Origin of the sequence: Paenibacillus soyae, from assembly GCF_024623455.1 — a bacterium.
Taxonomy (GTDB): Bacteria; Bacillota; Bacilli; order Paenibacillales; family Paenibacillaceae; genus Pristimantibacillus; species Pristimantibacillus soyae.
This window is the reverse complement of sequence record NZ_JANIPJ010000002.1, coordinates 23,758-41,171: the sequence shown is the minus strand read 5'-3', so window position 1 is coordinate 41,171 and position 17,414 is coordinate 23,758. Positions and strand designations below refer to the sequence as shown.

Genomic DNA, 17,414 nt, shown 5'->3' with positions numbered 1-17,414 from the left:
AATGGCGGTACAGGTGATCCCTGTACCGCCATTTTTGCAAGAGATGAGTTTGCACTTACTTGCAGATTAAGTATCCGTTAGTGGTGATGTCCGCCTCCCGCTGCTGCCGGCGCGTCGTTCTTCTGAGCTTCTTCCAGCTGGATCAATAGATCGACGGCTTCGGGACCGATCGCGAACCGCTTGGCGGGCATTATGATTTCGCCTGCCGAGCGCAAGCGGGACTGTACGACGTAGACTCCTTCCTCCCGGACAGTGTACGAGGCTGCATATTCGCCAGGCGATATTTCTTCGGCAGGCACAATGACGGCAGCATCCTTATGGCCCTCCGGCCAGAACACAAACTCGGCGCTGTCGGCGTTCGCCAGAAGCTCGCCGTTCTTCTTCGCCTCAAGCGTGAACTTCGCGTCCCGACCAATCTCGAACGTCTCCGGCAGCGACATTTCCACCGTCACATGAGGATGAAGCCCGTTCTCGTCGGCTCCGGAAGGGGTACGGGCCGTGCAACCGCAGAGCAAGCCAAGAAGGAGCAGGCTGGCGGTTCCTGCTAGGATAATCGTTTGGTTTCGTTTTCGCTTTATCATGTGCAAACTCCTAACGTTACACCGAGAACCAGGCCTGAAGCGGCTTGATCCGGCGCAAAATGAATAGATCCAGAACAAGAACAACAAGGATCGAGATGCCGACGAGCGGCATAATCGCCCCGCACAGCATCATGATAAGGAGCACGCCTATTGTCGCTTTGCGGTTCTTCGCTTTGGCCGGGGCGCCAAGCTTGCCTTCGGGCTTCCGCTTCTTCCACATGACATAGGAGCTGCAGGTGACCAGGATTAGTCCCAGACAAGCGACGAGACCAAGGATTTGATTCGGAAGTCCGAACAACCGGCCTTCGTGGAAGGCAATGCCGAGCGTAATCGCCTTTGCAAGAATACCATAGTCATCGTATCGCACATCGGTAAGCACGGCCCCGCTGTATGCATCGAGATGAAGCGTGGCGTTGTCGCCCGGCTTCACATGGGACGTCGCTACCGTGTAGACGCCTTTCTCGCCGCTCGGCATCGTGATCGTATAGGGTTTGCCGATTTGCTTATAATCGGCAATCCGCGCGATATCGTCTACGCCGAGCCGCATATAGCCGCCAGGCGCCGACTCGGGGACGGGGAGGCTCTCTGCCGCCCATGGCAAGTCCTCGGCAATGTCGCTTGCAACGGTCACCGATTCGGGCTTGGCTTCGAAGCTGTAAGCGAACGGCGGCGTGCCCGTGTCCGTGGCATTTGCCAGCTTATCGATCCGAGGTCCCATTATCCCCGACCACGGTAAACCTCCCATAATTATCAATATCAAAACGATCGATATCCAAAAGGCCGGAACGGCATGCAGATCGCGCCAAAACAGGCGTGAACCCGGCTTGCTGAGGCGCGGCAGAACCGTTCCCCAGATGCCGTCTTTTCCTCGCGGCCACCAGAGATATAATCCCGTAAGCAGCAAAATGAGGGACCAGCAAGCAGCTAACTCTACGATACGGTTGGCTGCCGTACCGCCGACGACAAGCTCGCTGTGCAATTTTTTGAAGAAGGCCGAAAACGTCTTGTCGCTGTTCATCATGCCGAGCACGTTGCCCGAGTAAGGATCCACGTACAGCGTAGTTGCTATTCCGCTCCGCCTGGCGGACAGTTTGTAGGAATCGGAAGGGGATGCCGGAAGCGTAATCGAGGACACGCTTGTTCCGGGATAAGCTTGGACCGTCTTCGCGATAATCGAATCCGCGCTCGTCGGCGTATCAAGAACCTCCCGCACCGTCAGCATATCCTTGTACATCATGCTTTCGATCTGCGGCTTGAACAAATAGACACCTCCGCTGAAAGCGAGAATGATCAGGAACGGGGCGAAGATTATCCCCGCATAGAAGTGCCACCTCCATACGGATAGATATAAGGCTTGCCGTATCGATGCTTTGGCTTTCGCTTTGACTTCCGAATCTTGCAATTGTTCTGCAGGCATTGCGCTCATGCGATCACTCATTCCTTTCGTCGTCAGCCGAACAGCGCAGAGCTGAACGGGCATAGGAACATTTTAGAGCATGCCGCCCCGCCGCACATGACTCGATCGAGCTATCGGGAACGAGATTTTTTTGATAGTTATTAACGAAATATGACAGTTTGCAACGAATCCGCCGAACGCTGCTGGACGTTGGAAAAAGCCTCATTTACAATCGGTTCTAGTAGATGAAGAAGGGGATGGGTGAAGCGATGGGCGAGCTGGGTTTGACGAGGGAATGGAGAGTGATCGAAGGACTGATCGACGCGTCGCCGGGGGCGGTCGGCATGGATCCTTCGCAATTGAACAAGCTGGATCGACACTTTAAAGCCTTGCAAGAAGATGGAAAGATACAGGGAGCCGGCTATATCGTCTCCCGGCATGGACAGATCGTGGCCTGCCGCACGATGGGACCTCTGACTGGAACGACCGGCGAAGGCGAATTCCGGCCGGACTCGCTGCGCAAGCTGTCGTCGATAACGAAAGCGTTCACGAGCGTCGCGGTCGCGAAGCTCATCGAAGACGGCATGCTGTACGCCGATCAGCCCGTTTCCTCCATCTTAGGCGAATTCGATAATCCCACGCATGGCGGAATTACGATATTCCACCTGCTGACGCATACCTCCGGCCTCATGCCGGTTCCCGGTTATTATAACGAGCCATACCCGCGAGAGAGGCGGGGGAAGGACAGCGTGAACGATTGGATTCGCGAAGCGCTGCAGGGGACGCCTGTATGCAAGCCGGGGGAAGCGTACAACTATTCGGCGGAAGGCTTCAAGCTGCTAGGGGAGATTATCGGTCGCGTTTCGGGGATGCCGTACGAACAATATGTAAAGCTGAACCTTTTGCAGCCGCTGGGGCTGAATCACACGTTCTTCCGCGTTCCGGAGCACCTTCGCGCCAAAGTGATGACGGTTGATCAACATGACTTGGACAGCCTCGCCCTATCGCGCGAAGCCGAACCCGGAAGCCCTCCCCATTCGGACAGCGGGCTCTATTCGACCATGTACGATCTGTGGAAGTTCGGGCAAATGCTTCTGAATGGAGGAAGATTCGGCGATACTCGGATTTTAGGGAGAAAAACGGTGGAGCTGCTCACGAAACGCCATCTGTTTCAAGTGCCGGCCTTCCACTGGGGCGGGGAGATACGAGACAAGGGCCATGCGCTGGGGCTTGATCTCGCCATCGATCATATGTCATTCGAATCAATCGGCACCTATCAGCTCGAAGGTGCCGGTCGTTCGGCCTTGTTCGTCGATCCGGCGGAGCAGATGGTCGTCGTTCTATTCGTGCCGTCGATTTATTCGTGGATTCCGCATTCGATTCTAGGAACGAAACAAATCATTTGGTCTAGCCTGATTTAATTATCGAATCGACTCCTTCGACTTGTAGCTTCCGTTCATCACGAACACTTCAAATATTTACGAAACCGAACGCTTCCGTTTCCGTAAAGCAAGGTACGGGTAATAAGAAATAAACATCGACAACGGAACGGTTACAAAGGAGAGTCTAGTGATGAAGAAGAAGCTAACAATATGGTTAATGGCATTAAGTTTGTTCGTTCTGCCGGGCTGCGGCATCTTGGAGACGGTGGACAGCAGCATAAACTTCGCGACCGAAACAACGAACTATATGAATGAGCTGACCACATTCGGTCAGGATATGAATGAGATGGCCCAGCAAGCTTTGACCGATCCCGAAGCGCGCGCCGCTCTGGAACAGCAGCTAACGGATCTGAAGGATCAAATTGCGAGCTACGCGGATATCCAAGTGCCTGATTACGCCAAGGACCTCCACGATCAGATCGTCGCCTACAACGAGACGCTGCAGCAGAATCTTGATCAAGCGATAGCGAATGTCGAGCAGGGCAAGGCGGCATTCGAAGCAACGGGCATTCCCGAAACGTTGAACAAAATAAACGAGCTGCTCGGACAATTAAACGCCTTAAATCCGAGCAGCTAACCAGCGGCTAACCTCCGTCCCTACCAAGGGACGGAGGTTTTTTCTGTTTATTAACGGCATGAAATAACGGTTGTCGCTGACAGCCGCTTACAGTTGCCAAGCGGTAGCCGACCAAGTAAAATGTGTGAGGGCATTATTACATCCAAGGAGTGTGCAACCGTTTTGTCTTCGCCGTCTATCGCATCCGCTTTGCCTTTATCTAAATTTCGTCTTATCGCTTTGTTATTGGTCGTCATCGTCGCCGGCATGAGCCAGGGCCTGCTGCTTCCGCTGCTGTCCATCTTGTTGGAAGACGCGGGCGTCTCTTCGGACATGAACGGCGTGAATTCGGCCGCTATGTATATCGGTATCTTTTGTACGATGTTTTTCGTAGAGAAGCCGGTAAGCCGCTTCGGCTACAAGCGAGTAATCGTCGCTGGCATAACGTTAGTCACGATCTGCACGCTGCTGTTTCCCTTATCGCAATCGCTTGCGGTCTGGTTCGTGCTCCGGCTGCTTGTCGGGGTAGGGGACAGCTCGCTCCATTACGCGACCCAGCTGTGGATCGTCAGCTCTAGTCCGCCGGATCGCCGCGGGAGGTACATCTCCCTCTACGGCATGTCGTACGGAATCGGTTTCAGTCTTGGACCGCTTGGCATCAACCTGCTTCCGCTGGGCCGGGCTGTTCCTTTCGTTGTAACCGCAGCGTTTTTTGCCATCGTGCTGCTAATGGTGCTGCGAATGAACAATGAATTTCCGGAGCGCGCTCCGAAGGAGGAGACGCGCGAGAACCGTTTCTTCCGAACCTACCGGATCGCTTGGTTCGTTCTTATACCGGGATTCCTATACGGCTTAATGGAATCCTCCATGAACAGCAACTTCCCGTTGTACGGGCTTCGAATCGAGCTCAGTCACCATTGGATTTCTCTGCTGCTGCTGGCGTTCGGCTCGGGCAGCTTGATCCTGCAGCTTCCGCTCGGCATATGGAGCGACCGGATCGGACGCAAACCGATCCTGATCGCGTGCGGCGTCGTCGGGGCGCTGGCCTTCTTGGCCATACCGGCGGCCGGAGGAGAAATCGCGCTTCTGTTCCTTCTGTTCATGATTGCGGGGGGCGTGGTCGGCTCCTTCTATTCCTTGGGGCTTGCTTTCGCGGCGGATCTGCTACCAAAGCCGATCCTACCGGCCGCAAACGTCATCGCGTCCATCCATTTCAGTATCGGAAGCATTTTGGGACCTACGCTTGGCGGGTTCGGCATCCGATATCTTTCGATCCACAGCATCTTTTTGTTTCTTGGCGCGGCGTTTTTGGTATTCGCACTATTAGGATTTATTTTCCGTCCATCGCGGCAAGCGGCATAAAACAAACAACAACCCCAGTGTCTACAGGAGACACTGGGGTTGTTTGCAATTAGTCGCTTAAGACCGAAGCGTCTTCAGCGCGCCGCTCCAAGCAAGCACTTGATCGAGCATGCCGTTCACGTTCGTCAGATGAAGATCGGCCGGCTGGAATACGCCGTCTTTGAAATCCGTGAAGATGGACAAAGCGGGATGGACGCGCACGTCCGCGACGGACAGCTCGCCCAGGATGCCTCTGAGATGCTCGGCTGCGCGGGCGCCGCCGACCGAGCCGTAGCTCACGATGCCGGCCGCCTTATCGTTCCACGCTTCGCGGGCGTAGTCCAGCGCGTTTTTCAGCGCGGCGGTGATGCTGTGGTTGTATTCCTGTACGATAAACACGAATCCGTCAAGACTCGCTAGCTTGGCATTCCAAGCGGCCGCTTGCTCCGACGCGTCCGTCTCGCCGAACATCGGAAGCTTGTAGTCCGCGATATCTACAATTTCGTATTCGGCGTCCCCGCGTTTATTCGCGACGCTTTGCACCCATTCTCCAACTTGGGGGCTCATGCGCCCTTGACGCGTACTGCCTAGAATAATACCGATCTTTAATTGAGACATAATGATCCTCCTTTGATTTGTGAACGTGGTTTCAAAACAGATATTCGGCAGATTAGTAACTTTTTCCTGCTATCTCTCGTTATTGGAATTGTAAAAAGGTTTCCTAACTGTAGATGCTGCCGTCCCACTTATACGCCGATAATTTCTCCCGGTCAATCTCCACTCCGATGCCGTGCCCCTGAGGGACGGTTATTTGCCCATGGACAGGCTGAATCGGCAGAAGCCCGTTTATCGGATTGTCCATCGCATCCCATTCGACGGGATCGACAACATCAGGCTTCATTTTGTTCCAAGGAACGAGACAGGCTTGCGCGAATATGGCATATAACCGGGTTAAAGCACCGTCATAACAATGCGGGGAGACGCGAACGCCGAAGCTTTGCGCCAAACGGATGGCGCTCCAATATTCATCGAGCCCCGTCAGATGCAGGATATCGGGAGTCGCAATATCCAAGGCATTATCGGTAAGAAGGGGCAAATATTGAACGGCCTTCTTGAAGTTTTCTCCACCGGCTATGGGTATCGGGAGCTTCTGGCGCAGCAATCGGTAAGGATTCGCCTGATGGATCGGCATAGGTTCCTCCAGCCACAGCAACGATGGGGTCTCCATAATGATAGGCCCCCAACGAAGGGTCGTTGATAAATCGTAGCTTTCGTTGGCATCGAGCGCGGCGTATGCTTGATCTCCAATTAGCTTTAGGGCTTGAGCGATATGCTGCTGGTCTTCCTCGACCGGTTTGCCTCCAATCTTCAGCTTGATCAGGCGGAAGCCTGCCTGCAAGGCGTGATCGATCGCTTGCCACGATACTTGCCTCCAATTCGGTCGCTCGCTATAGGATTGAAAGGACGCATACACGGGTATTGTATCCCGCATGCGGCCTCCCCATAACTGGCAAACGGATACTTGGCTGTGTTTGGCGAAAATTTCAGTTAGAGCCATGCTGACGGCCGAAGCCGACCGTTTATGCCATTTCGCTATTTCGCCCACCAGTCGGGTTCGCTCGCGTGCGTCTTGGCCGAGAAGATAGGGAATGATTCTTGCTTCGAAGCCCTTCTGCAGGGTCGGCAGCCAATCCGAGCATTCGCCCCAGCCATCGATGCCAGAATCGGTTAGGATGCGGATATAGAAGGCGGTTCGATAGGACTTGATACCGTTCGCATCTCCATAAGGCTCTGGAAGCTTGTAGTACAGGGGATACGTTTCAATGGAATGGATGAGCACGACAAGGCCTCCTAAGTTAACGTTATGGGAGAGGAAACGGGAATAGCAGCAACTCGCCCGACAAACAATAAGTGATGATCAAAAAGGAAGGGGTGCACCATGAGCCGGCTATCGGAAATCATCGAAAACCATCACAGCTTAGACCAGCTTTTTGCCATCATCAAGCATCACGGAGTGAACGCGGAATACGTCTCAACCGCGATCTTGTCGCAATTCGAGCAGCGTTTGGAAGAGAGCGAAGAGGACGAGTCGCAAGAGGAGCAGACATGCTCGCAGGCGTTTATCGATGATCTGAAGCAATTCGGCGCACGCTTCTAGCCTAGCCAAGCAAAGGCGCGTTAACGAGAGCTTTCTCGGGAACGCGCCTTTCGCCTTTTTGGCTTAACCGACTTGAGCCGGCGGTTTGATAAGGAAGAATACAAGCGCGAGCGTGAGAAGCGCCAGCGAGGATACCGAGATGAAGACAAGCCGATCCGACTTGTCCATCATCCAACCGAAGAGCGGCGGTCCGAACGCGACGCCTAAGAAGCGCAGGCAATTGTAGAGAGAAGTAATCATGCCTCGTTCGCTTTTTTTGACGGCGCCGGTAATCATCGTGTTCAAGCACGGAAGGAGCAGCCCCGTCCCGATACTGCTAAGCGTAAGCAGGCCGATAAACACGTAAATGTTTTGAAAGAAAAAAATCGTGGCCCCAAGCGTTACGGTCATGGCGAGCAGCCCGATATTCATCAGAAGGCGGATGAGCTTTCCGTTCTTCTTAATCAAGCTGCCGGTTGTGAAGGAAGTAATAACCATGCCCAGCAGCGGGATCGAAAGGATTAAGCCTTTTTTGACGCCGTCAATGTTGTAGGGCTCCTTCTCCAATATATTGGATAAATAGAAGAGCACGCCGAACAATATAAACAATCCCAGCGAGCCGGCGAAGAAGGAGGTGATCAGCCAGCGTCCCTTCTCCTTAAAAATCTGGCCGATTTTTTTCAAATATTTGCCGAGCTTCTGCTTGTGGTCATGCTTCGGCTCCTTGATGAGGAACAGGACGGCAACCAGAGACAATGCGCAAAATACAGGGAATGCAAAAAACGAAGCATACCAGACAATCAAAGCCAGCAGCGAACCGATGATCGGGCTTAATACTTTGCCTGCGCCGTTCGACGCTTCCGTAAGACCTAGCGCCTTGCTCTCCGTGCCGCCGTCGTACAAATCGCCGACAAGCGCCATGGCGATTGGGGCGGTGCCTGCCGCTGCCATGCCTTGAATGGCCCTTGAGATGATAATGATCGTATACGAGTTCCATATCGCTCCAATCCCCGCGAGCACGCCGGCGCCGCCGTAAATGATAAGAGCGGGAATAATGATCGCCTTTCGGCCGAGCTGGTCGGATAAGTACCCGATAACCGGGATGAAGAGGCCGGCGGCAAGGGAGAAGATCGAGATGATCAAGCTGCTTTGAAATTTCGATATTTCGAGCGCTTTCTGCATCTCGGGGAGTACCGGAACAAGCATTGAATTGCCGAAGACGAGAACCATCGGAATCGTTGCAATCGCGATAAATTCCAGGAGATGACCTTTTGATCCTTTAGAGGATTTGGAATCCTTTCCTTTGGCAGCAGCGATTTCGCGAAATTCCATTTCGCTTTCAAAGGAGATGTTCAGTTTTCGGGACTTCGTTTTCTGCATAAGCCGAGTAGCACCTCTTATCCATGGAGTCCGGTTCGATCTCATTAGGATGGATAATCGGGGATGCCTGTATGCATGACGATTATCGGATGCGTCCTCATACATATTGGCCGATTCGCATGGACAGAATGAGGTTGAACGACGGATTAGCAAGGAGGGATTAAGATGGCAAGAGGAACCGTGAAACGCAAAGGCAACCCTGGCAATAACAAAGATTCCGAAGTGGCGGAATCCAAGAAGAACAACAAATAATGAGGGCGTTCTATAAGCGAGGGATCCTAGAGAATGGCAGAACATGAATATGAAACAAACATCTTGGCTTTCTTCCATCGTCCCGATCAAGCCGATCAGGCAATGAAGAAGCTGGACCCGCAAAACGTCGTTGCCAGCTCGATAAATACAATTGACGGTTATCCGGGAGACGGGAATGTGGAAACAAGCAATCCGCTTACCGGCAATTTTCCGGGCCTTGGGTATTTGACCTTGGGCGGCGATTTCGAGCATAATGCAAGCGTTCTGGCGGCGGCCAGCGTCAGCGCAAGCGGCCTTAGCTCCGGGGGACCGGACAACAGGGTGACGGGACGCAATATCTTGCTCACGGTCATCGTGAAGGACGAATATGCGGAGGAAGCCGCACGCATTCTAGAAGATGAAGGCGCACTGATCTAATGATTTCACCTTATCCGACTGCAGAACCGCGCGAGCGGTTCTTTTTTTGCATTTTATTTGAAAAGCGCGGTATTGACATTGCGTTATGGCAGGCTTACGATAACGATTATCCATCATAGAGATCGATAGCGATTAACCATAAAAGAAAGGTGGGAGAGGCATATGGAGAGCCAAATCGAACCTTTGGCGGCGCAGCGGAGGAAGTCTTCCATGAACGGGCTTGCCGTCTATGGGCCGGAGCATAGGGAGCGGTTATATCGCCGGACATTATGGACGGTGGTCTTCTCGCAGCTGTTCGGAGGAGCGGGACTAGCGGCCGGCATTACGGTAGGGGCTTTGCTCGCGCAGGATATGCTCGGCACGGACCGGTACGCCGGGATCCCGACGGCGCTGCTTACGCTCGGATCGGCCATCGCGTCGCTGCTCGTCGGCCGCATGTCAGGCAGGCACGGAAGGCGGAACGGCCTGGCGGGCGGCTTCTTCGCGGGAGCGCTCGGCGCAGCCGGGATCGTAACCGCTGCGGTTCTGGACAATGTTGTTCTTCTGTTCTTATCATTATTTATTTATGGCTCCGGAACGGCTTCCAACTTAATCGCACGATATGCGGGAACGGATTTAGCGCTGCCTAATCAACGGGCGACAGCCGTAAGCATCGCGCTAGTGTCGACAACGTTTGGTGCGGTAGCCGGTCCCAACCTGGTGGACGTGATGGGGCGTTTCGCGGCATCCGTGAACGTTCCGCCACTGGCGGGACCGTTCTTGCTTGCGGGAGTCGCTTTCCTGCTCGCGGGATCCGTTCTGTTCATATGGCTAAGACCCGATCCGCTTATCGTGGCGAAGGCCCTGGCCGAAGCCGACCGGGAAGCGGCGCGGCAGAACCCCGGAACGACTCGGCCTCTTATCCAAACCTCGAGGAAGGGGATTATCCTCGGGGCTTCGATTATGGTGTTGACCCAGCTCGTCATGGTGGCAATCATGACGATGACCCCCGTACATATGCGGCATCACGGACATGGATTAAGCGAAGTCGGCCTCGTGATCGGCATCCACGTCGGTGCGATGTTCCTGCATTCGCTTGTGACGGGCAGGCTGATCGACAAGCTGGGCAGACTGGTTATGGCAAGCGCATCCGGCGCGATCTTGCTTGCGGCTGGCTTGCTTGCCGCATTTGGACCGGCGAATTCGATGCTATCGCTTATTATCGCGTTGGCTTTGCTTGGGCTAGGCTGGAATCTAGGCCTAATTAGCGGCACCGCGCTCATCGTAGATTCGACGACGCAAGCGGAGAGGGCCAAGACGCAGGGAAGCATTGACGTGTTTGTCGCGCTTGCCGGCGCGTCCAGCGGGGCTTTGTCCGGCGTCGTCGCGGCCTATACAAGCTACGCGACGTTGTCGCTTGCCGGAGGTTTGTTGTCGCTGCTGCTCATTCCCGTTGTCATCTGGTCGAAGAAACACAGCTAACTTGGAGGGAACGCAGTTGTTTATTAGAGTATTGGAAGAGGCCGATAACGCGGCCATCGAGAAGGTTATTAGAGAATGCTTGATCGAGTTCGGAGGTAATAGAGAAGGGCTTGCTTGGGCGGACGACAGCATGAGCAACCTTTACGGTTATTACGGCCGTGAGGGCAGGGCTTATTGGGTCGCGCTTCAGAACGGGGAGATTGTCGGCGGTTGCGGAATCGCGGAGTTCGGGGACAACGGCGAGGTCTGCGAGCTGCAGAAAATGTATTTGCTCCCCCGGGCCAGAGGAACGGGTATCGCGCGGGAGCTTCTGGAGAAGGCTTTGGCCTTTGCCAAGATGCATTATAAGCTCTGTTATCTCGAAACGCTGTCGAACATGATAGCGGCGGGCAGGTTCTATGAGAAGAACGGATTCAAGCCGTTGGATGAGCCGCTTGACGGATCGGAGCATTTCGCTTGCGACGCTTGGTATTTGAGAGAGCTCTAAATCATAAGAAGGAAGGTTGTTCGTATGGGAAATGTGAGCATAGCGATCGATTCCATAGGCGGGTACACGATGGTTCTGTGCGGCTGCAAGGCGTTCCTGGAGCATAACATTCGTCTGAATCTCGTCGCGGACAAGGCGCCATACGCTCACGTGGCGCAATCTTAATGCAGCTGCAACTTGACCTTTGTTTTCGTCGTCATAGTTAGGTAGAGGTGATACCTAATGAACAAGATCAGACACTTCGCGTGGAGCTGGTTAAGCTGCCTTCTCGTAGTGCTCGCCGGCTGCGGCACATCGGAACAATCGGCTGGTGAACCTTCGAGGCCGCCGCTGACCGAAAACGAGGCGATTCGAACGGTGATCGAGGCAAGAAACAACGACTCCGATCATTTTCCTTTGATTCCCGGGACAACGAAATTCGTAGATGAGGCAGGCGGAAAGCTTGGAATGGCGCTGAACGTGGAGTGGACGACGGCAGTAACGCGGACCGAGCAAAATCATTTTGTCGTCAAGCTTGTCAAGGATTGGAATGTAACGATAAGCGACCGGGAGGTCGTCAGCAGTTGGACCTATGAAGTGAACGAGCAGGGTGCCGCTCTTGTGGAGAGCGAAATTCAAGATCATAAGGTCGCGCTGATCAAAAGCGGCATTGCCGCGAAATAGAAGGATCAAACAGCCTCGGGTCATGGGACATTCCGGGGCTGTTTTTTTGTGCGGGTTCGGTGTTTGGGGCCTTCCTCCCATTCTAAAGCTTGTCCGGCGCACATAAGTATAGGAATCTCTCAAAGTTTCGCAGTTTAGGAGGTTACTATGCATCGAATCAATCGGAAATCATCATTCAGTTTAAAAGCCAGATGGGCTTTGTCGTCAGGGAAAGCTTTTGTTCTGATCTGCCTGGCGTCCGCGATGCTGTTCATATCGATCACGTTGCTTAACTCCGACCACCCTGCCGCACAATCGTTAATGGGATTAAATAACCCTGAGCCAACTCCAAACGCCGCCACGGAGCTGCCTATCTTCCTTCAGCAGCAGAAGGCTTCATCCGCGGCGCAGATAGAAGGTTTGCCGAATCGCTCCGTCATAAGCACGGAGCTGGAGCAATCGGACAAGCCTGACAAGCCTGAAGAAACGCCGTCCGTCGATGAGCGACAGGCTGCCGAGGAATCGAATAAGCCTGCACATTCGGAGCCGCCAAAGAACGAGGAGAAGGCGGAGACCAAGGTCGAGACCAAGCCCGAAACGAAGCCGGAGCCGAAAGTGCTGGTCTATCACACGCATAACCGAGAATCGTTTTTCCCCGAGCTTAAGAAAGGGGCGAAGGACGCCAGCTCCTCGACCAAAAATATTACAAACGTAGGGAAAAGGCTGTCGGAGCAGCTCACGAAGCGGGGCATCGGGACCATTCATTCGAAAACGGATTATCCGACGACGGTGAAGGGCTTCCACTATTCGTATTCCTACAAATACTCCAAAACCACCGTCGCGGAAGTGATGGCCAATACGGAAAGCGTCGACTACTTCCTGGACCTACACCGGGATTCGCAAAAGTGGAAAAAAACAACCGTGGGCATCAAAGGCAAAAACTATGCCAAAGTGATGTTCGTTATCGGGCAAAAAAACAAAAACTGGAAGGAAAACGAAAAGCTCGCCCTCCGTCTGGACAAGCTGTTGAACGAGAAATATCCGGGCATATCGCGGGGCGTGCTGAACAAAGGTCCGGGAACGGGCAACGCCGAGTTTAACCAGAGCTTGTCTCCGAACAGCCTGGTGGTCGAGGTCGGCGGAGTCGACAACTCCTTCGAGGAGCTGAACCGGACGGCTGACGCGCTCGCCGAGGTGATGGCCATCCTCATCGCGGAAGAAAGCTAAGTTTGGATAAGGCCGAAACTCCTAGTATACTAGGTCCATACCCGATTACCGGGTATGGACCTTTTTTTTCGTCAGTCCACCCTCATCTAGTCATACAGGAAGGAAGATGTGCATGTTTCAGCGAAACGAAAGCTTGAAAGAGTATGTCCGACATTATCCCGTCGTGAGCCTACTGCTGGCGATAAACATCGCGCTATTCGTCGCCATGGAGGTGACAGGCTCCTCCAAGAGCGTCCTGACGCTGCTCCAATTCGGCGCGGTCACCAATGAACCGGGGTTTCTGGAGCCATGGGACTTCGTCAGCGCGATGTTCCTGCATATCGGGTTTATGCATCTGCTGATGAACGGGTTCGCTTTATATATATTCGCGGCCCCGCTCGAAACGTTGTTCGGCAAGTGGCGTTTCCTTCTCTTGTACCTGGCTTCCGGGCTGATAGGCAACGTAGTCAGCTTATACCTGCATCAGGATCCCTATGTGGGGGCTGGCGCGTCCGGAGCGATCTATGGCGTCTATGCTTCTTATATTGCTTTGACGTTATTCCGCAAGAGCGCCGTTGGCCATACGATTCGCAAAACGTTTCTAACCATCTTCGCCGTCGGCGTCATCTACTCGATTATTACGCCTAACGTCGATCTGTACGCGCATCTAGGCGGGTTTATCGGCGGATTCCTCGTCACGATGCTGTACAGAAGATAGAAAGGAGTGAGGCATGTGACCCTGCAGCAACTGAAATACGTGATCGAGGTCGCGAACCGCGGCTCGATCAACGAGGCGGCCAAACGGTTATTTATATCGCAGCCCAGTTTATCTAATGCCATTAAAGATCTGGAGGAAGAGCTGGGCATTTCGATTTTCGAGCGTACGAACAAAGGCATTACGCTGTCCAAAGAGGGCGTGGAGTTTCTGAGCTACGCCCGTCAGGTCGTGGAGCAGGCCGAGCTGCTGGAGAGCCGCTATTTGAACGCGAAGCCGTCCAAGCAGCATTTCTCGGTATCGACCCAGCACTACGCGTTCGCGGTGAACGCCTTCGTCCAGCTCGTCCGCCAATACGGGCACGACGAATACGAGCTGATGCTGCGAGAGACCAAAACCTATGAAATTATCGAAGACGTGAGGACGATGCGGAGCGAGATCGGCATCCTCTATCTGAACGAATTCAACGAGAAAGTCATTAATAAGCTGCTGAAATCGGCGAATCTGCAGTTCACGAGATTGTTTACGGCGAAGCCCCATGTGTTCATCAGCATTCATAATCCCTTAGCCAAGCAAGCCGTCGTCACGATCGAGGATCTGCAGGATTTCCCTTGTCTCAGCTTTGATCAGGGGGAGTACAACTCCTTTCATTTCTCGGAGGAAATATTAAGCACGCTAACGCACAAGAAGAGTATTCAAGTCAACGATCGCGCCACGCTGTTCAACTTGCTGATCGGACTGAACGGTTATACCATCTCGACGGGCGTGCTGAGCTCCGATCTGAATGGCAATGAAATTATTCCCGTGCCGCTGGCCATCGACGAGAGCATGCACGTCGGCTGGATCTCCCATCGCAACATGACGCTGTCGCTGCTCGGAACGGCTTATATCGAAGCGCTTAAGGAAGCTACTATGCAATCATAGGTCCGATATAGCTTTTGGCTATAGCGGGATATAGTTTTATACAGTTACTTCCATCCGGCCGGATCATGTTATCTTTCTTGTAACAAATCGATTGGGAGTGTTGCAAGATGACGACGAAGAGCAGCGTGCTGGGATATCCGCGCATTGGCGCGAATCGGGAGTGGAAAAAAGCTTTGGAGGAGTTCTGGTCTGGCAAGCTGGAGGAAGGGACGTTCGAATCCCGGCTTCGCGAGCTTAGACTTCAGCATTTGCGCAAGCAGCAAGCGAAGGGGATCGATATTATCCCGGTGAACGACTTCAGCTATTATGATCAAGTGCTGGATACGGCCACGATGTTCGGCCTCGTGCCGAAGCGGTTCGCTTATGATGGCGGCCCCGTCTCCTTACCGCTGTATTATGGAATCGCGCGCGGCACGAAAGAAGCGACGGCCAGCGAGATGACGAAGTGGTTCAACACGAACTATCACTATATCGTTCCGGAGCTGGACGGCGGAGAGCCGGCTTTGACCGAGAACAAGCCGCTGCAGGCGTACCGCGAAGCGAAGGAAGCTCTGGGCATCGAAGGCAGACCGGTACTGATCGGGCCGCTGACGTTCGTCAAGCTGTCCAAGGGCTACAAAGCGGACGAGGCTGGGGCTTGGCTGGACCGGCTGCTGCCGCTGTACGTCCAGATCCTTGTTGAGCTTGAGGCGGAAGGCGTGAAGTGGGTTCAGATCGACGAGCCTATCCTTGTGAACGGATTAAGCGCCGACGAGCTCGGCCGGCTGCATGCCGTCTACGAGAAGCTAGTCGCCGCAGCTCCGAGCTTGAACATCCTGCTGCAAACCTACTTCGAATCGGCGGAGCATTACGGCGAGCTCGTGAAGCTTCCGGTTCAAGGAATCGGCCTGGACTTCGTGCACGGTCTCGAAGGCAGCATGAAAGCATTGAGAGAGCATGGCTTCCCGCAGGACAAGGTGCTCGGCGCCGGCGTTATTGATGGCCGAGGCATCTGGAAGGCTTCCTTGCGCGAAAGGTTAACGTTATTAAATGAATTGCAGACCTACGTATCCGCCGATCGCCTCATTATTCAATCCTCCTGCAGTCTGCTGCATGTGCCGGTGACGGCAAGCGTCGAAGATCGTCTGCTGCCGGAGCTGAGAGACGCGCTTGCGTTCGCGGACGAAAAGCTGGACGAGCTGGTGCTGCTGGCCAAAGCGGTTAATGAAGGCGAGGCAGCCGTGAAAGAGCAGCTGGATCAGGCCGAGCAAGCGCTTCAGGCGCTGGGACAGTCCCGCGATCGAAATCGCGGCGATGTGCAGAAAGCCGTAGCGGCGATTCTCGCGCAAGAGCCGGCCAGACAGCAGCCTTTCGCGAAGCGTTACGAAGCCCAGCAGGAGAAATGGCGGCTGCCGCTTCTTCCGACGACGACGATCGGAAGCTTCCCGCAGTCGGCCGAGGTTCGCAAGGCCAGACAGCTGTGGCGGAAGGGAGAATGGAGCGAGGAACAGTACGCGTCGTTCATCCGGGAGCAGATCGATACGTGGGTCGGCCTGCAGGAGGACATCGGAATTGACGTTCTCGTTCACGGCGAATTCGAGCGGACGGACATGGTTGAGTTTTTCGGCGAGAAGCTGGAAGGCTTCGCTTTCACAAGCTTCGGATGGGTGCAATCGTACGGCTCCCGCTGCGTGAAGCCGCCGATTATTTACGGCGACGTCGCGTTCGATCAACCGATGACGACGGTGGAGACGGCATACGCCCAATCGAAGACGAACCGTCCGGTGAAGGGCATGCTAACAGGACCGGTCACGATCATGAATTGGTCGTTCGTCCGGGACGACATTCCGCGCGAGCAGATTGCTTATCAGCTGGCGTACGCGCTGAGGCAAGAGGTAGAGGCGCTCGAGAAAGCCGGCATCGGCTTGATCCAGGTTGACGAGCCGGCCGTGCGCGAAGGGCTGCCGCTGAAGAAGGAAGACCAAGCCGCTTACCTCGATTGGGCGGTCAAGGCATTCCGCCTGACAACCTGTACGGTACAGGATACGACGCAAATTCATACCCATATGTGCTACTGCGAATTCCACGACATGATCGATTCGATCGAAGCGATGGACGCGGACGTTATCTCGATCGAAACGTCCCGCAGCCACGGCGAGCTCATCCACAGCTTCGAGGAGAATACGTATCGCCTTGGCATCGGGCTTGGCGTCTACGACATTCACAGCCCTCGCGTGCCGCAGGTGGAAGAGATGACGGCCATGATCGACCGCGCCTTGCGCGTGCTCGATCCGAAGCTGTTCTGGATTAATCCGGATTGCGGACTGAAGACGCGAGGAACGGAAGAGACCGTCGCGGCTCTGCGCAACATGGTCGAAGCGACGAAGCTCGCGCGTTCCAAGCACGCGGTTTATGTATAAGAGCCCAGCTGGGCGATGTCCAAGAAACGGAAAAACAGGCGGCTTGCGCCTGTTTTTCTTTCGTTCGTCGAATTTTGC

At 54.3% G+C, this 17,414-nt stretch carries 17 protein-coding genes and 1 pseudogene; 13 read left to right on the top strand and 5 right to left on the bottom strand.

What is annotated here, in order from left to right:
* Window positions 1–77: 77 nt before the first annotated feature.
* Window positions 78–581 (bottom strand): FixH family protein, encoded by a 504-nt coding sequence (locus NQZ67_RS02565; protein WP_257442468.1) that lies wholly within the window; start codon window positions 579–581, stop codon window positions 78–80.
* 16 nt (window positions 582–597) lie between these two features.
* Window positions 598–2,007 carry a PepSY-associated TM helix domain-containing protein gene (locus NQZ67_RS02560; RefSeq protein WP_306812674.1) on the bottom strand — a complete coding sequence of 470 codons (1,410 nt, stop codon included), beginning with the start codon at window positions 2,005–2,007 and terminating at the stop codon, window positions 598–600.
* A gap of 215 nt (window positions 2,008–2,222) precedes the next feature.
* Between NQZ67_RS02560 and NQZ67_RS02555 the strand changes: the two genes are divergently transcribed.
* The 3 genes from NQZ67_RS02555 to NQZ67_RS02545 all read left to right on the top strand — a co-directional run bounded on the left by NQZ67_RS02555 (window position 2,223) and on the right by NQZ67_RS02545 (window position 5,337).
* Window positions 2,223–3,398, top strand: coding sequence for a serine hydrolase domain-containing protein (locus tag NQZ67_RS02555; protein ID WP_257442466.1), 1,176 nt, complete (start codon window positions 2,223–2,225; stop codon window positions 3,396–3,398).
* A 151-nt stretch (window positions 3,399–3,549) separates the two neighbouring features.
* Entirely contained in the window at window positions 3,550–3,996 is a 447-nt protein-coding gene (locus NQZ67_RS02550; RefSeq protein ID WP_257442464.1) for a DUF6376 family protein, read from the top strand.
* A 162-nt stretch (window positions 3,997–4,158) separates the two neighbouring features.
* A complete protein-coding gene (locus NQZ67_RS02545) occupies window positions 4,159–5,337 on the top strand; it encodes an MFS transporter (protein WP_257442462.1) in 1,179 nt (392 codons plus the stop codon).
* A 57-nt stretch (window positions 5,338–5,394) separates the two neighbouring features.
* Here NQZ67_RS02545 and NQZ67_RS02540 read toward each other — a convergent pair whose 3' ends face one another.
* Window positions 5,395–5,934 carry an NADPH-dependent FMN reductase gene (locus tag NQZ67_RS02540; RefSeq protein WP_257442461.1) on the bottom strand — a complete coding sequence of 180 codons (540 nt, stop codon included), beginning with the start codon at window positions 5,932–5,934 and terminating at the stop codon, window positions 5,395–5,397.
* Between the two features lie 103 nt (window positions 5,935–6,037).
* Complete coding sequence (locus NQZ67_RS02535) at window positions 6,038–7,156, bottom strand: mandelate racemase/muconate lactonizing enzyme family protein (RefSeq protein WP_257442459.1); 1,119 nt, start codon at window positions 7,154–7,156, stop codon at window positions 6,038–6,040.
* Between the two features lie 99 nt (window positions 7,157–7,255).
* On the opposite strand from NQZ67_RS02535, the gene NQZ67_RS02530 reads away from it, so the two are divergent.
* Complete coding sequence (locus NQZ67_RS02530) at window positions 7,256–7,474, top strand: hypothetical protein (RefSeq protein WP_257442458.1); 219 nt, start codon at window positions 7,256–7,258, stop codon at window positions 7,472–7,474.
* A 63-nt stretch (window positions 7,475–7,537) separates the two neighbouring features.
* Here NQZ67_RS02530 and NQZ67_RS02525 read toward each other — a convergent pair whose 3' ends face one another.
* A complete protein-coding gene (locus NQZ67_RS02525; protein WP_257442457.1) occupies window positions 7,538–8,833 on the bottom strand; it encodes an MFS transporter in 1,296 nt (431 codons plus the stop codon).
* 285 nt (window positions 8,834–9,118) lie between these two features.
* Between NQZ67_RS02525 and NQZ67_RS02520 the strand changes: the two genes are divergently transcribed.
* The 9 genes and pseudogenes from NQZ67_RS02520 to metE all read left to right on the top strand — a co-directional run bounded on the left by NQZ67_RS02520 (window position 9,119) and on the right by metE (window position 17,336).
* The gene (locus NQZ67_RS02520; protein WP_257442456.1) at window positions 9,119–9,502 is read left to right on the top strand and encodes a hypothetical protein; all 384 of its coding nucleotides are present in this window, start codon (window positions 9,119–9,121) and stop codon (window positions 9,500–9,502) included.
* A gap of 210 nt (window positions 9,503–9,712) precedes the next feature.
* Window positions 9,713–10,963, top strand: coding sequence for an MFS transporter (locus NQZ67_RS02515; protein ID WP_257443342.1), 1,251 nt, complete (start codon window positions 9,713–9,715; stop codon window positions 10,961–10,963).
* Between the two features lie 16 nt (window positions 10,964–10,979).
* Window positions 10,980–11,450, top strand: a complete 471-nt coding sequence (locus NQZ67_RS02510; protein ID WP_257442454.1) for a GNAT family N-acetyltransferase — start codon at window positions 10,980–10,982, stop codon at window positions 11,448–11,450.
* A gap of 33 nt (window positions 11,451–11,483) precedes the next feature.
* Window positions 11,484–11,615 (top strand): annotated as a pseudogene (locus tag NQZ67_RS02505) (polyketide cyclase); the annotation flags it as partial.
* A 57-nt stretch (window positions 11,616–11,672) separates the two neighbouring features.
* Window positions 11,673–12,113 (top strand): hypothetical protein, encoded by a 441-nt coding sequence (locus NQZ67_RS02500; protein WP_257442451.1) that lies wholly within the window; start codon window positions 11,673–11,675, stop codon window positions 12,111–12,113.
* Window positions 12,114–12,260: 147 nt separating this feature from the next.
* Window positions 12,261–13,319 carry a stage II sporulation protein P gene (gene spoIIP, locus NQZ67_RS02495; RefSeq protein ID WP_257442450.1) on the top strand — a complete coding sequence of 353 codons (1,059 nt, stop codon included), beginning with the start codon at window positions 12,261–12,263 and terminating at the stop codon, window positions 13,317–13,319.
* A 112-nt stretch (window positions 13,320–13,431) separates the two neighbouring features.
* Complete coding sequence (locus NQZ67_RS02490; protein WP_257442449.1) at window positions 13,432–14,016, top strand: rhomboid family intramembrane serine protease; 585 nt, start codon at window positions 13,432–13,434, stop codon at window positions 14,014–14,016.
* Window positions 14,017–14,031: 15 nt separating this feature from the next.
* Window positions 14,032–14,937: a LysR family transcriptional regulator gene (locus NQZ67_RS02485; protein WP_257442448.1), complete on the top strand. Its 906-nt coding sequence runs from the start codon at window positions 14,032–14,034 to the stop codon at window positions 14,935–14,937.
* A gap of 107 nt (window positions 14,938–15,044) precedes the next feature.
* Window positions 15,045–17,336: a 5-methyltetrahydropteroyltriglutamate--homocysteine S-methyltransferase gene (gene metE / locus NQZ67_RS02480; RefSeq protein WP_257442447.1), complete on the top strand. Its 2,292-nt coding sequence runs from the start codon at window positions 15,045–15,047 to the stop codon at window positions 17,334–17,336.
* The last annotated feature ends 78 nt before the right edge of the window (window positions 17,337–17,414 follow it).